15 protein-coding genes and 2 pseudogenes are annotated in these 12,729 nt (G+C 70.8%); 10 read left to right on the top strand and 7 right to left on the bottom strand.

What is annotated here, in order from left to right; genetic code table 11:
• Positions 1-103: 103 nt before the first annotated feature.
• A complete protein-coding gene (locus ACRSBM_RS12040; RefSeq protein ID WP_434442948.1) occupies positions 104-715 on the top strand; it encodes a TetR/AcrR family transcriptional regulator in 612 nt (203 codons plus the stop codon).
• Between the two features lie 13 nt (positions 716-728).
• Here the strand turns inward: ACRSBM_RS12040 and ACRSBM_RS12045 are convergent, their stop codons facing one another.
• The 6 genes from ACRSBM_RS12045 to ACRSBM_RS12070 all read right to left on the bottom strand — a co-directional run bounded on the left by ACRSBM_RS12045 (position 729) and on the right by ACRSBM_RS12070 (position 6,262).
• Entirely contained in the window at positions 729-1,685 is a 957-nt protein-coding gene (locus ACRSBM_RS12045; RefSeq protein ID WP_434442949.1) for a class I SAM-dependent methyltransferase, read from the bottom strand.
• Positions 1,686-1,824: 139 nt separating this feature from the next.
• A complete protein-coding gene (locus ACRSBM_RS12050; RefSeq protein ID WP_434442950.1) occupies positions 1,825-2,667 on the bottom strand; it encodes an SGNH/GDSL hydrolase family protein in 843 nt (280 codons plus the stop codon).
• A gap of 62 nt (positions 2,668-2,729) precedes the next feature.
• On the bottom strand, positions 2,730-4,916 hold the full coding sequence (locus ACRSBM_RS12055) for a heavy metal translocating P-type ATPase (protein WP_434442953.1): 2,187 nt from the start codon (positions 4,914-4,916) through the stop codon (positions 2,730-2,732).
• The gene (locus ACRSBM_RS12060; RefSeq protein ID WP_434442954.1) at positions 4,906-5,754 is read right to left on the bottom strand and encodes a hypothetical protein; all 849 of its coding nucleotides are present in this window, start codon (positions 5,752-5,754) and stop codon (positions 4,906-4,908) included. Before ACRSBM_RS12060 ends, ACRSBM_RS12055 begins: the two co-directional genes overlap by 11 nt.
• A 3-nt stretch (positions 5,755-5,757) precedes the next feature.
• Positions 5,758-5,964, bottom strand: a complete 207-nt coding sequence (locus tag ACRSBM_RS12065) for a heavy-metal-associated domain-containing protein (protein ID WP_434442955.1) — start codon at positions 5,962-5,964, stop codon at positions 5,758-5,760.
• A 16-nt stretch (positions 5,965-5,980) separates the two neighbouring features.
• Positions 5,981-6,262, bottom strand: a complete 282-nt coding sequence (locus ACRSBM_RS12070; RefSeq protein WP_434442956.1) for a metal-sensitive transcriptional regulator — start codon at positions 6,260-6,262, stop codon at positions 5,981-5,983.
• Positions 6,263-6,834: 572 nt separating this feature from the next.
• Between ACRSBM_RS12070 and ACRSBM_RS12075 the strand changes: the two are divergent.
• The 5 genes and pseudogenes from ACRSBM_RS12075 to ACRSBM_RS12095 form a co-directional block, all read left to right on the top strand.
• Positions 6,835-6,972, top strand: a pseudogene (locus tag ACRSBM_RS12075) (alpha/beta hydrolase); the annotation flags it as partial.
• Between the two features lie 25 nt (positions 6,973-6,997).
• Positions 6,998-7,132: pseudogene (locus ACRSBM_RS12080) on the top strand (alpha/beta hydrolase); the annotation flags it as partial.
• A gap of 106 nt (positions 7,133-7,238) precedes the next feature.
• On the top strand, positions 7,239-7,880 hold the full coding sequence (locus ACRSBM_RS12085) for an AAA family ATPase (protein WP_434442958.1): 642 nt from the start codon (positions 7,239-7,241) through the stop codon (positions 7,878-7,880).
• Positions 7,881-8,003: 123 nt separating this feature from the next.
• Positions 8,004-8,567 carry a hypothetical protein gene (locus tag ACRSBM_RS12090; protein ID WP_434442960.1) on the top strand — a complete coding sequence of 188 codons (564 nt, stop codon included), beginning with the start codon at positions 8,004-8,006 and terminating at the stop codon, positions 8,565-8,567.
• A gap of 58 nt (positions 8,568-8,625) precedes the next feature.
• Positions 8,626-8,799 (top strand): helix-turn-helix domain-containing protein, encoded by a 174-nt coding sequence (locus tag ACRSBM_RS12095; protein WP_434453058.1) that lies wholly within the window; start codon positions 8,626-8,628, stop codon positions 8,797-8,799.
• Between the two features lie 40 nt (positions 8,800-8,839).
• On the opposite strand, the gene ACRSBM_RS12100 is transcribed toward ACRSBM_RS12095, so the two are convergent.
• On the bottom strand, positions 8,840-9,253 hold the full coding sequence (locus ACRSBM_RS12100; protein WP_434442962.1) for a ribonuclease domain-containing protein: 414 nt from the start codon (positions 9,251-9,253) through the stop codon (positions 8,840-8,842).
• A gap of 211 nt (positions 9,254-9,464) precedes the next feature.
• Here ACRSBM_RS12100 and ACRSBM_RS12105 point away from each other — a divergent pair, with 211 nt between their 5' ends.
• From ACRSBM_RS12105 to ACRSBM_RS12120, 4 genes are all read left to right on the top strand, one after another.
• Positions 9,465-10,274 carry a cellulose-binding domain-containing protein gene (locus tag ACRSBM_RS12105; protein WP_434442964.1) on the top strand — a complete coding sequence of 270 codons (810 nt, stop codon included), beginning with the start codon at positions 9,465-9,467 and terminating at the stop codon, positions 10,272-10,274.
• 86 nt (positions 10,275-10,360) lie between these two features.
• Complete coding sequence (gene pcaH / locus ACRSBM_RS12110; RefSeq protein WP_434442965.1) at positions 10,361-11,098, top strand: protocatechuate 3,4-dioxygenase subunit beta; 738 nt, start codon at positions 10,361-10,363, stop codon at positions 11,096-11,098.
• The gene (pcaG, locus tag ACRSBM_RS12115; RefSeq protein ID WP_434442966.1) at positions 11,091-11,585 is read left to right on the top strand and encodes a protocatechuate 3,4-dioxygenase subunit alpha; all 495 of its coding nucleotides are present in this window, start codon (positions 11,091-11,093) and stop codon (positions 11,583-11,585) included. The genes pcaH and pcaG overlap by 8 nt, the downstream gene beginning before the upstream one ends.
• Before the next feature lie 2 nt (positions 11,586-11,587).
• Positions 11,588-12,721, top strand: a complete 1,134-nt coding sequence (locus tag ACRSBM_RS12120) for a lyase family protein (protein ID WP_434442968.1) — start codon at positions 11,588-11,590, stop codon at positions 12,719-12,721.
• Positions 12,722-12,729: the final 8 nt, after the last annotated feature.

Consider the following 12,729-nt stretch of genomic DNA (forward strand, 5'->3'; position numbering starts at 1 on the left):
GCACAGTTCCTCCAAGCGCACGTATCGCAAACCCAGGCCGGCATGCCAATTACTACGCCAGCGTAGCTTTGTGAAAGCTACGCCACCGTAGCAATATGGTCCAGTGAGCACAACGCGCCGGAAGTACGCCCGCCGCCTGCCGCCCGAGCAGCGCCGCGAGCAGTTGCTGGACGCCGCGCTGACGCTGATCCCGGCCGGCTTCGACACCGTGACGATGGAGTCGGTCGCCAAGCAGGCCCAGGTCACCAAGCCCGTGCTCTACGACCTGTTCGCGAACCGCGGCGAGCTCATCAGCGCGCTGCTCGACCGCGAGGCGGGCCGCGCCACCGACCAGGTGCTCGCCGCCCTGCCCACCGGCTTCGCCACCCGTTCCCCGGACGACGCTTTCGCCGACGCCGTCCGCGTCTTCGTGAACGCCGTCGTCGAGGCCCCGGACCGCTGGCGCCTCGTGCTCCTCCCGCCCGAGGGCACGCCGCACGAGTTCCGTGCCCAGGTCGAACTGGTGCGCGCGGGCGTCCTGGCCCAGATCGAGGACCTCACCGCACTGGGCCTGGAGGAGCTCGGTGGCCTCGACGACCTCGACTCGGCCCTGCTGGGCCACGCGATGCTCGCCCTCGCCGAGATGTCCGGCCGCCTCCTGCTGACCGACCCGGACAGGTTCACGCCCGACCGCCTGGTCGCCTTCGTGACCCGGATCGCCCACGGCCTGCGCTGAGCACCGGAAGGACTCAGGCCCTGCGCACCCGCACGTGGGTGAGCAGCGCCAGCCCGGTCGGGTCGAGGCCGGCCGACACGTCGCACCCCGGCAGCAGGGCGCGGACGGCGGGCTCGTCGCGTTCGGTCACCGACCAGCCCATCAGGTGCTCGAGCGCCCACCGGAACGGGTTGCCGGTCGTGGTGCTGGAGAAGTAGAACGTGCCGCCGGGACGGCAGAGCCGGGTCAGCACGGCCTCGGTCAGGCGCACGGCCGCGCGGTCGTTGAGGTAGTCGTACAGGCCGTTGACCAGCACCAGGTCGAACGGCCCGAGCTCGGCGAGCGTCGGCAGCGCGCGGAACACGTTGCCGGGGACCGCGGTGGTGAAGTCGTTGAGCAGCCCGAGCCGCTTCCCGGCGAGCTCCAGCGCGTCGGGGTCGACGTCGGTGAGCACGAACCTGTCGCCGGGCCGCGCGATGCCCGGTGGGATGAGCCGCAGGTCGGGGGCGGCACCGGCGGCGACGAGCAGCACCGAACGCGGGCCGGAGCGTGACGCGGTGAGGGTGTCGCTGATCAGCCGGGCCTGGTGCATCACCCGGTTGCGCTGCTGGTGGGCGACCGCGCTGCCCTGCAGGTGCGCCTCGACGTGCCAGGCGAGCGTGCCCGGCCGGACGTCGTTGGCCTGGGCCAGGACGTGCTCGACCAGCTGGAAGTCGCTGGGGTAGCCGCGCGCCCACTCGTTCTCGTCGCGCATGAACGGCGAACGGGCGCATTTCGACCGCGCGGGCTGGACGATCGCGGCGATGTCCTCGTCCGGCACGCCCGCGAGGACGGCGGCGCCGATCTGCGTGCTCAGCGTGCGGAACCGGCCGCCGACCAGCATCTGTGCGGAGGGGTCGGCGAGGGTGAACTCCTTCTCACCGCGCAGGAAGCCGTCGACGGCGTCGCTGAGCCGGTACAGGGCATCGGTGCTGTGCGGGAGCACGGTCATCGAACACTTCCTCGCTGCGGCAACGGTTCCAGAGCCTGTCAGGAGCGGCGGCCGATCGACAGGGTCTTTCGGGTAGTACGGCGCCAACGCTGCCCTGGTTCGCGGACCGGTCGCGGGAAAGGCCCCCGGACGGAGTACTTCAGCGGCTCGCCGCGGTGACGGCCTCCGCGATGGCCCGGTGGCCGGCGGGCGTCGGGTGCACGTCAGTGCGGTCGCAGAAGTAGGTGAGCGCGCACACCTTGGCGACCGAGGCGGGGATCTGGCCGTACTTCGGGTCCTGGGTCAGCTCGGTCAGCGCGCCGTAGCCACCGGTCGTGTTCGTGACGTCGGCGAACTTCGCGCCGAACCGGTCGTACTGGGCCGCGATCCTCGTGTTGAAGTCCCGGAACATCGTGACGGACAGGCGGGCGAGGTTCTTGCCGTTGGGGAACGACGGGTTCACCCACGCGCCGAGGAACACGTCCGGGTAGGTCAGCCCGACGATCTTCACGTCCGGCGCGGCCTCCCGCAGTTCGGTGAGGGTGCCGGCGACGTTGGTCTGGATGTCCGCGACGGTCCTGGTCGCGCAGTCGAGCGGCTGCTCGGACAACGCGCACGGCGCCAGGTCGTTGCCGCCGATCACCACCGTGACCAGGGCGGCGTTGTTGCTCCGCACCGCCTCGACGGCCGCGTCGAGCTGGGTCCTGCCGCCCGCGTCGGGGCCGCAGGCGGGCTTGGTGGCGAGGTCGGCGGAGGTGGCGCCGTTGCAGGCCAGGTTGATCAGCCTGAGGTTCGACTGCTCGGCGACGATCTGGGCGAAGCTCCTGCCGGTGCCGTCCGGACCGAAGCCCGTGGCGTAGGAGTCGCCGATCGAGATGTGGACCTGCTGCTCGGCCGGCGACGAGGTGCTGCTGGGCGGCGGCGTGGGTGCCGGGGCGGGCGGCGTCGAGGAGCACGCGCCCAGCGCCACCAGCAGCGTCACGACCAGGGCGAACCTCGGCACACCTGCTCCATTTCTCCGGAAACTGATGTGCCGAGGCTACGAAACCGCCCGTGTGGGTCGTGTCAGCGGAAGCCGCGCAACCGCAGACTGTTGCTCACCACGAACACCGACGAGAACGCCATCGCGGCGCCCGCGATCATCGGGTTGAGCAGGCCTAGCGCCGCCAACGGCAGTGCGGCGACGTTGTAGGCGAACGCCCAGAACAGGTTGCCCTTGATCGTGGAGAGCGTGCGCCGCGCCAGCCTGATCGCGTCCACGGCGGCCCGCAGGTCACCGCGCACCAGCGTGAGGTCACTGGCCTCGATCGCGACGTCCGTGCCGGTGCCCATCGCGAGCCCCAGGTCGGCCTGGGCGAGCGCGGCGGCGTCGTTCACGCCGTCGCCGACCATCGCCACGACCCGTCCCCCGTCCTGCAGGCGCTTCACGACGTCGACCTTGTCCGCGGGCAGCACCTCGGCGATGACCTCGTCGATGCCGACCTCGGCGGCCACGGCCTGCGCCGCCGCCCTGTTGTCGCCGGTCAGCAGCACGGGACGCAGTCCGAGCCCGCGCAGACCCTCGACGGCCTCCTTCGACGTGGGCTTCACCGTGTCCGCGACGACCAGCACGCCACGGGCCTCGCCGTCCCACGCGACCAGCACCGCCGTGCGGCCCTGCCGTTCGGCCGCCTCCTTGGCCTCGGTGAGCCGCGCGTCGAGCTTGACGCTCCAGTCGGCGAGCAGGCGTTCCCGGCCGACGAGCACCGCGTGCCCCTCGACCACGCCCTGCACGCCGAGCCCCTCGACGTTCTGGAAGTCCTCGACCTCGGGCACCTCGCCCGCGGCCGTCGCGATGGCCCTGGCGATCGGGTGCTCCGACGCGTGTTCCAGCGCACCGGCGAGCCTCAGGACCTCGTCCTCGTCGTCGACGGCGTGCACGCTGACCAGGCTCATCTGGCCCGTCGTCACGGTCCCGGTCTTGTCGAGCACCACGGTGTCGACGCGGCGGGTGGACTCCAGCACCTCCGGCCCCTTGATCAGGATGCCCAGCTGGGCGCCTCGGCCGGTGCCCACGAGCAACGCGGTCGGCGTGGCCAGGCCGAGCGCGCACGGGCAGGCGATGATCAGCACCGCCACCGCGGCCGTGAACGCCGCCCCGGCGCCACCGCCGGTGCCGAGCCAGAAGCCCAGCGTGCCGACGGCCAGCGCGATCACGATCGGCACGAACACCGCCGAGATCCGGTCCGCGAGGCGCTGCACCTCGGCCTTGCCGTTCTGCGCCTCCTCGACCAGCCTCGCCATCTGCGCGAGCTGGGTGTCCGCCCCGATCCGGGTGGCGCGGACGACGAGCCGCCCGCCCGCGTTGACCGTCGCGCCGGCCACCGGGTCGCCCGGCCGCACCTCCACCGGCACGGACTCGCCGGTGAGAAGGCCGGCGTCGACCGCGGAGCTGCCCTCCTCGACGACACCGTCCGTGGCGATCTTCTCGCCCGGCCGCACGACGAACCTGTCGCCGACGCGCAGCTCGTCGGTCGGGACGCGCACCTCGCCGCCGTCCCGCAGCACCGCGGCGTCCTTCGCGCCGAGCTCCAGCAGCGCCTTCAGCGCCGCTCCCGCCCGCCGCTTGGACCGGGCCTCGAAGTAGCGGCCGGCCAGGATGAACGTCGTGACGCCCGCCGCGACCTCGAGGTAGATGTTGCCGGTCCCTGCCATCCGCTCCACGGTGAACGAGAACCCGTGCGTCATGCCGGGCACGCCGGCCGTGCCCAGGAACAGCGCGTAGAGCGACCACAGGAACGCCGCGCCCACGCCGATCGAGATCAGCGTGTCCATCGTGGCGGCGCCGTGCCGGAGGTTCGTCCACGCCGCCTTGTGGAACGGCCACGCGGCGTAGGTGACGACCGGTCCGGCGAGTGCCAGCGACAGCCACTGCCAGTAGGTGAACTGCAACGCCGGGATCATCGCGAGCGCGATCACCGGCACCGACAGCACCACGGCCGTGATCAGCCGTTGCCGCAACGTCCTCGCCGGGTCGTCCTCGACCGTCGCGGGGTCCGGAGACGGGAGCTCGGCGGTGTAGCCGGTGTCCTCGACGACCTTCACCAGGTCGGCGGGCGTGAGGTCGCCCGCGTAGCTGATCCGCGCCTTCTCGGTCGCGTAGTTGACCGACGCCTCGACGCCGTCCAGCTTGTTGAGCTTGCGTTCGATCCGCGCTGCGCAGGAGGCGCAGGTCATGCCGCCGATCGAGATCTCGATGGTGTCAGTGCCCATGACCGCCCTCCTCGTGGGTCGTGAGGGTGAACTCCGCGGTGCGGACCACGCCCTCGTGCTGGAAGTCGAGGAACAGCCGGTAGGTCCCGGCCGTCGGCACCTCGACCGCGAACCTGACCTGGTCGCTCTCCTCGGGGTGCACGTGCAGGTACGCGAGGTCGGCCGACCTCAGCGCGACCAGATGCCCCTTGGCGCCCAGGTAGTCCTGCAGGTCCCCGACGGGCCTGCCGTTCTTCGTGATGCCGATGGTGACGGTCGACGCGGCGTTCTCGGTGAGCTCACCGTCGAGGGTTACCTCGTAGCCGTCGACCGTGAACACACGGCTGACCTCGTGGTGCCGCGGCCGGTAGTCGCCGGGGACCTCGACGTCGGCGCCGAGCGTGGTCTTCGGACCGTTCTCGGGCTTGAAGTCGGCGAACACGCGGTAGCTGCCCGCCTGGCCCAGCCGGAGCGGCACCGACCACGTGCCGTCCGGCGCCATCTCCGGGTGCACGTGCTGGAAGTGCGATCCGTCCCGGCGGACGACCACGAGGTGCAGGCGCTTCTCGTGCTCCACGTCGAACCTCGTGACGGGCCGCCCGTCCGGTCCGGCGATGTCGAAGCTGAGCGAGCTGTTCTCGCGCAGCCGCAACGTGTAGCCGTTGTCCGACACGGACAGTCCCGGCGGGACCTTCGACGGCTCGGCCTTGTGCTCGGCCTTGTGCTCTCCGTGCGGCGCCTCTTCGCTGTGCGCCACCGGTGTTTCCGTTGGTCCGGCGGCGGACCCGACGGCCCAGGTGCCGCCGAAGACGACAGCCAGCGTCACGCCGTACAGCGCGACCTTGTACCCGGTCCTCATCGCTCAGCCCGCCAGCTCGTAGCCGGCCTCGGCGACGGCGGCCCGCACGTCGTCCAGCGCGACCGGGGCGGTGCTGGTGATCGTGACCCGGCCCGTGGGCAGGTCGACGGCCACGCCGCTCACCCCGTCGATCCGGCCGACCTCCTCGGTCACCGCGCTCACGCAGTGGCCGCAGGTCATGCCGGTGACGGTGTACACGGACTCGCTCATGCTCGTTCTCCTCGGTTTAGGAGCGGACCAGGCGGGCGATGGCGTCACTGGCCTCCGCGATCTTCGCGTCGGCCGTGGTCGGGCCCTCGCTGATGGCCTGGCTCACGCAGTGCTTCAGGTGCTCGTCGAGCAACCCCAGTGAGACCGCCTGCAACGCCCTGGTGGCCGCGGAGATCTGCGTGAGCACGTCGATGCAGTACTCGTCGCTCTCGATCATCCGCTGCAAGCCGCGGACCTGCCCCTCGATCCGGCGGAGGCGGCGCAGGTGGGCGTCCTTGTTCTCGGCGTAGCCGTGCATGTCTCGCTCCTTCTCCGGCCACCGCGCGGCCGGCTGGTGACGCCGGGGGAGCGGTGGGCACGACCCATTTATACCCTTAGGGGGTATGGGTATGTCAAGCGGTCCTGGCCCGGTTCCGCGGGCTCGACGGCGCCGCAACGCCGGACCGTGGCGATGTCGGCGCTGTCCCGCGGGCGCTCGACGCGATCGGCGGCATGACCACGCCGGACACGACCAGCGTCGCGAGCACGCCAGCGAGTAGAGGCCTTTGCACGTTCGCACCCGCGCGACATCGCCACGCCCGGCTGCGACGTGCCGGCACCCGAGTGGAAACCCTGCCCGGCGGGTGACGGCGGCGCCCGCTGCGCGACCGTCGAGGTGCCGCTCGACTGGCCGGAGCCGCACGGCGAGAAGATCGCGCACGCTGGGCGAGGCGGCCGAGACGGTCAACACCCGCGCGACGCTCTGGTGCAGTGACCGGTGGCTTCCGGTCAGGAACCACGCCGAGTACGAGCAGATACGGGACACGCTCGCGCGGGAGTACCCCAACGTGCAGTGGAGTCTCCAGTTCGGCATCGCGGCCGGATGTGTCGGTGAGCCGTTGCCGACCACGAACCCGCAGCGGCGAACCAAGATCAAGGGCGCCGCCGCTGGTGATGATCGGCAACCTCTACGACCGGCAGACGCCGTACGAGTGGGCCAGGTCGGCGGCCGAACAGGCCGGTTTCCACCTCATCACCTACGAGGGGCTGGGGTCACACCGCCTATGGCAACAGCGACCGTCCGCAGAGCCAGTGCGTGACCGACGCGGTCAACGCCTATCTGATCGACCTGAAGGTCCCGGCGCGCGGCCTGTCCTGCCCGGCGGTGGAGCAGCCGCCGGGTTCGTGATCGCGCGACGCACCCGCAACCAGAGCGGCGACTCCGCGGAACGCCTCGGATTGCTCCGAGAGCGAACAGCGATCGCGGGCGCGCGCAGCGATGTTTGGATGAGCGCATGACCGAGAGCGCTTTCCAGCGGTACCTGGACCTGGAGCCGACCACCGAACGTCCCGCGGTCGTGCTGGTCGCCGGCATTCCCGGCAGTGGCAAGAGCACTCTCGCCGAGGCGCTGGCCCGGCACCTGCGCGGGCCGATCGTCTCGATGGACTGGGTGCTGGGCACGGTGACGCAGTTCCCCGAACTGTCCGACGAGACCGCGGGGTCGTTGGTGGACCTGAACCTCTTCGCCTCGACAGCCCGGCACGTTCAGCTGGGGATCGACGTCGTCGTCGACGCGACAGCGCACACCCGCGAGTCGCGGGACCAGTGGCGTGAGCTCACCGAACGGCTCGGCGGCGTGTTCGTCGGCGTCGAGTGCGTCTGCTCGGACGAGGGCCTGCACCGCGAGCGGGTGAAAGGACGGGACCGCGGGATTCCTGGTTGGTACCCAACGGTTCCGTGGGAGCACGTGCAACGGATGCGCGGCCTGTGGGAGCCGTGGGAGAACGAGCACCTGGTGCTCGACTCGGCCGTGGAGACCCCGGACAGCTCGCTGCGGCGGGTGCTGGACGTGTTCCAGGGTCTGCGGTCACCAGGGGAGACCGCAGACCCCGGAATCCAGAGCAGCCAGGGCGTGTCCCATACGTCCGTTCGATGAGACTCTCGTCCGCGACTATCGCGGACGAGACTGACGGGACACGCCCTAATGCCGCAGTCACGTGAGCGGGCACCCGCCGGGAAACGCGCATGGCCGGACGCGTCGTTGGCTACTCTGCCGGTCGTGCTTGAACAGACGTCGTCACCCAGTCCTGGAACGCCCGTCATCGAGTACCGTTCCGGTCGGGCGTTGTTCCTCGGTGGGCTGGCCATGCTGGTCTTCTTCGGGTTGGCCGCCCTCTTCCCGGAGGCCGGGAGCCCGTCTGGATCGCCGAAATCGAAAAATTTCCCCCCGGTCGCCGCGTCGGTCCTCTTCGGCGCGCTCGCGCTGGGCGGCCTGCTGGCCATGGTCGGCTCCGTTCCCCGCACGCATCGCTTCGTCGTCGACGGACGCGGACTGTGGTGGCGAGCCGGTCGCAAGTCCGATCTGATCGCGTGGGAGGAGCTGCGTGCCGTGCGCGGCCAGGAACCGCGACCGCCGGTCAAGGACGCCCCGAACTCGAAGCCCCTGGTGCCGGCCCTGGTGTTCACCCCCGTGGACCGTCACTTCACCACCCGCCACGCGGCCTTGGTGAACAGCCCGCCCACTACCTCTCCGGACGTGCAACTGAGACTGCCGAACGGGGCCACGGTCCGGCAGTTGACCCAGGAGATCGCCAGAGTCCGGCCGGACCTGCTCCACCAGTGATCTTTGGTCGCCGAACCCTGCACGTCCGGGTCAGGTTTCTCGGAGGCGTGGGCCACGGATCCCCTTTCAGGACAAGGGATCGGCGCTCAGCGCGACGGCCTCGGCGTTGCACATCCACGCGAACACCGTGCGGTACCGGCTGGACCGCCTGGTGGAGCTGACGGACGCCGACCTCGGCGAGAACCCCGGCGCGCGTCGTTCTCATGTGCTGACGACGCTGCACACCTGGTGAGCGCTGCGGTCGTGGATCGACCGCAGCGCCAGGTGAGCCGCTAGAGGCGGTAGAAGTTCCCATAGTGGTCGGGGGAGAAGTAGACCGAGCCGGTCGTGCGGTCGACGACGATCCGGTACGCGTCGCGGGAGGCGTTGCAGGCGCGCGGATAGACGTCGAACTCCTGGTAGCGGTGGCCGGCCGGGAGCTGGCCCTCGCGGTTGTAGAACGTGCCGCCGGCGAAGTTGCACTGACCGTTCGGCCAGCTGTACCAGCCGCGCGAGCCCGGATATCCCTTCGCCGACCAGGTCGAGTTGGCGGAGCGGGCCGCCGAGCACCGGGTCTGCGTGCAGGAACTGTAGACGGCCGCGTCGGCGGCGGGCGTGCCGACGACGGTGGTCACGCCGAAGACGGACGCGACGATGGCGAGAGCGGCGAGCATGCGACGTGTCCAGTGCGGTTGCAGGGCTTGCACTTCAGACCTCCATCGGCTGGGGGCAGGAACCCCGTGAGCATTTCGGCCGAGCACCACGAGCCGGTGAACGGCAGGGAACCATCCGTGCAACTGTGGCCTCCTCACGCTCGCACACTTCGCGGCGCCGTGCGCGGGCACGACTCTGAACGCCCGAGTTGATCAACTCCGAACAGCCGATTGCGGATGCCGCCACCGGCGATAGATTGGCCCAATGGCAGCACGGAAGCACTTGTCGGTGCTGTTGATCCTGGCCTCGCTCACCGCCTGCACGGCAGAGCACGAAGGCAGACCGCTTGCTGCACCACAGGTCTCCTCTCCCTCCTCAGTGGAGAACAGGCCGTCCACAAAGGTGCGCACCGTTGTGGACGGCCGCACCGTCGAGCTGGCGGACGGCACGCGCGCCCGGATCTCCCTGCTCGCCGAACCGCCGTCGTGCGCGGCCGCCGCGGCGACCGATTTCGCCGCGAAGACGTTGCTGGACAAGGAAGTCCGCGTGAGCAGCATTACCCCCGGCGAGGTCTCGCTGGCGCTCCCAGACGGCGCCGACTACGCGATGCTGGCCGTGCAGTACGGCTTCCTGCGCACCTCGGGGGTCGACGGCGGCCCGCTGATGGAGGCCGAAACCAAGGCGTCGCAGGCGAAACTCGGCCTGTGGGCACAGGACTGCTCGACGCCGACCCCGTCCTCTTCGGCACCGCCGCCTCCCTGCGTCGTCGTCTACCGAATCAACGGCCAGTGGACCGGCGCCTTCCAGGCCGACGTGACGGTGCGCAACGTCAGCGGCGCGCTGGTGAACGGCTGGACGGTGCGCTGGCGGTTCGCCGACGGTCAAACCGTGACGCAGATGTGGAACGGCACGGTGTCCCAGTCCGGCGCGGACGTCACCGTGACCGACGCCGGCTACAACGCGCTGATCGTGGTGGACGGCTCGGTGTCGTTCGGGTTCAACGGCTCCGTTTCCGGTTCGAACTCCGCGCCGGGTTCGTTCACCCTCAACGGCGTGTCCTGCACGACCGGTTAGTGCCCTCGTAGCCTGGGCCGGTGGTCTTCCACTCAGTGGAAGACCGCGGTCGACTCCACGTGGCCGCGTGCCTAGCGTGTGATCGCGTGACGACCAGTCAGCAGGAGATCAGCGACGAGATCGCGAAGATCCACGCCGACACACCGACGGGTGCGCCGCTGCTGGACTTCCCGCCGTACCGCAGCACGCTGCTGCGCCACCCGACGAAGGAGCTCAGGCACGTCGACCCCGAGGGTGCTGAGCTGCTCGCGCCGGTCTTCGGCCACTCCGACGTCGCGGCGATCGAGGCCGACCTGACCGTGCAGCGCGGCGGCGAGCCGATCGGCGAACGCATCCGCGTCCACGGCCGCGTGCTCGACGGGGACGGCCGTCCGGTGCGTCGGCAGCTCGTCGAGGTCTGGCAGGCCAACGCCGCGGGCCGCTACTCGCACCAGGGCGACCAGCACCCGGCGCCGCTGGACCCGAACTTCACCGGCGTCGGCCGCTGCCTGACCGACGACGACGGCTGGTACTCGTTCACGTCGATCAAGCCGGGCCCCTACCCGTGGCGCAACCACCACAACGCCTGGCGGCCCGCGCACATCCACTTCTCGTTGTTCGGCACCGACTTCACCCAGCGGCTGATCACGCAGATGTACTTCCCCGGCGACCAGCTGCTGGCGCTCGACCCGATCGCCCAGTCGATCACCGACCCGGCCGCCCTGTCCCGTCTCATCGCGTCGTACGACCATTCGCGGTCGGAGCACGAGTGGCTGCTCGGCTACCGATGGGACATCGTGCTGACCGGCAGCCACGCGACCTACCTGGAGCCGACCGATGACTGAGCCGACCCCGGGCCAGACCGTCGGCCCGTTCTTCCACCACGCGCTCGCGTTCCCCGGCGACTCCGAGCTGGTGCCGTTCGGCGCGGCCGGATCCGTCGTGCTGCACGGCTACGTCCGCGACGGCAACGGCGATCCGGTGCCGGACGCGATGATCGAGATCCGCCAGTCCGACGCCTCCGGCGTGGTGCCCCGCGTCGGCGGGTCGCTGCGGCGCCGGGGTGCCGGCTTCACCGGGTGGGGCCGGTGCTGCACCGACGCCGCGGGGCACTACTGGTTCAGCACCGTCGAGCCGGGGTTGCCGTTCTTCGCGGTGACGGTCTTCGCCCGCGGGCTGCTCGACCGGCTGTTCACGCGCATCTACCTGCCCGGAGCTCCGGATGCCGTGGACGGCCTGGTGGCGGAGCGCGAGGAGGACGGGCGGCTGCGGTTCGACATCCACCTGCAGGGCCCGTCCGAGACGGTGTTCTTCACGTTCCCGCGGAGCTGATCGTGCTACCTGGTTCTCATCGCGCCGACGGTCTCGTCGACGATGCCGCGCTGGTACGGGCGATGCTGGAGGTCGAGGTCGCCTGGGCCCGCGTGCTCGGAACCTCGGTCTCCCTGGGCTCGTGGGTTCCCTCGCTGGACCCGGTCGAGGTCGAGGCCGCGGGCAATCCGGTGCTGCCGCTGGTTTCCGCGCTGCGTGCCAAGGTCTCCGGACCGGTCCACACCGGCCTGACGAGTCAGGACGTGCTCGACACGGCTCTGATGCTGCTGGCGCGCGGGGTGCTGGATCGGGTCGTGCCCGACTTGCGGCGGGTTGCCTCCGGGCTGGCGGCGCTGGCCGAGGAGCACCGGTCCAGCGTGATGGCGGGGCGCACGTTGACGCAGTACGCCGTGCCGATCACGTTCGGTCTCAAGGCCGCGCGGTGGCTGGTGGGCGTGCTGGACGCCGTGGACGAGCTGGAAGCCGTCGCACGCACCCTGCCGGTGCAGTGCGGAGGAGCGGCGGGGACGTTGTCGCGCGTTCCGGACCCTGTCGCGTCGGCTGTTGCTTTCGCGGGCTACCTGGGCCTGGTGTGGCCGGGGATGCCCTGGCACACGTACCGGGCGCCGGTCACGCGGCTCGGTGACGCGGTGGTGCGGACGTGCGACGCGCTCGGCGTGATGGCCGCCGACCTGCTGACGCTGGGACGGCCGGAGATCGGTGAGGTGCGCGAGGGCTTCGTGGCCGGGCGGGGAGGGTCGTCGACCATGCCGCACAAGCGGAACCCGGTGCTGTCGGTGCTGGTGAACAGCGCTGCCTTGCAGGCGCCCGGGTTGGGGGCGCGGCTGCACCTGTGCGCGGCTCGGGCGGTCGACGAGCGGCCGGACGGTGCCTGGCACGCGGAGTGGCCCGCGTTGCGGGCGTTGCTGGAGCTGCTGGTGGTGGCGGCCTCGCAGGCGGCGGCGCTGGTGGAGGGGCTCGAGGTGCACGCCGACGTGATGGCGCGCCGGGCCTCGGATGCCGCCGGTGAGTTGCTGGCGGAGCGCGGCGGTGGGGGCGATCCGGGCTCCTACCTCGGGGCTGCCGAGTCTTTCGTGGACGAGGCGCTCCGTCGGAATCGGACTCGATCGGAGGGGTCTGACGGCAATGGCGACTGAGTTGGGCT

This window comes from Lentzea xerophila (assembly GCF_051094245.1).
GTDB lineage: Bacteria > Actinomycetota > Actinomycetes > Mycobacteriales > Pseudonocardiaceae > Lentzea > Lentzea xerophila.

Bases quoted from the DNA above. Each gene is read 5' to 3' on its own strand.
- ACRSBM_RS12065 (WP_434442955.1), bottom strand. From the start codon at position 5,964: ATGAGCGAGTCCGTGTACACCGTCACCGGCATGACCTGCGGCCACTGC.
- pcaG (WP_434442966.1), top strand. From the start codon at position 11,091: ATGACTGAGCCGACCCCGGGCCAGACCGTCGGCCCGTTCTTCCACCAC.
- ACRSBM_RS12060 (WP_434442954.1), bottom strand. From the start codon at position 5,754: ATGAGGACCGGGTACAAGGTCGCGCTGTACGGCGTGACGCTGGCTGTC.
- ACRSBM_RS12105 (WP_434442964.1), top strand. From the start codon at position 9,465: ATGGCAGCACGGAAGCACTTGTCGGTGCTGTTGATCCTGGCCTCGCTC.
- ACRSBM_RS12055 (WP_434442953.1), bottom strand. From the start codon at position 4,916: ATGGGCACTGACACCATCGAGATCTCGATCGGCGGCATGACCTGCGCC.
- ACRSBM_RS12070 (WP_434442956.1), bottom strand. From the start codon at position 6,262: ATGCACGGCTACGCCGAGAACAAGGACGCCCACCTGCGCCGCCTCCGC.
- ACRSBM_RS12085 (WP_434442958.1), top strand. From the start codon at position 7,239: ATGACCGAGAGCGCTTTCCAGCGGTACCTGGACCTGGAGCCGACCACC.
- ACRSBM_RS12045 (WP_434442949.1), bottom strand. From the start codon at position 1,685: ATGACCGTGCTCCCGCACAGCACCGATGCCCTGTACCGGCTCAGCGAC.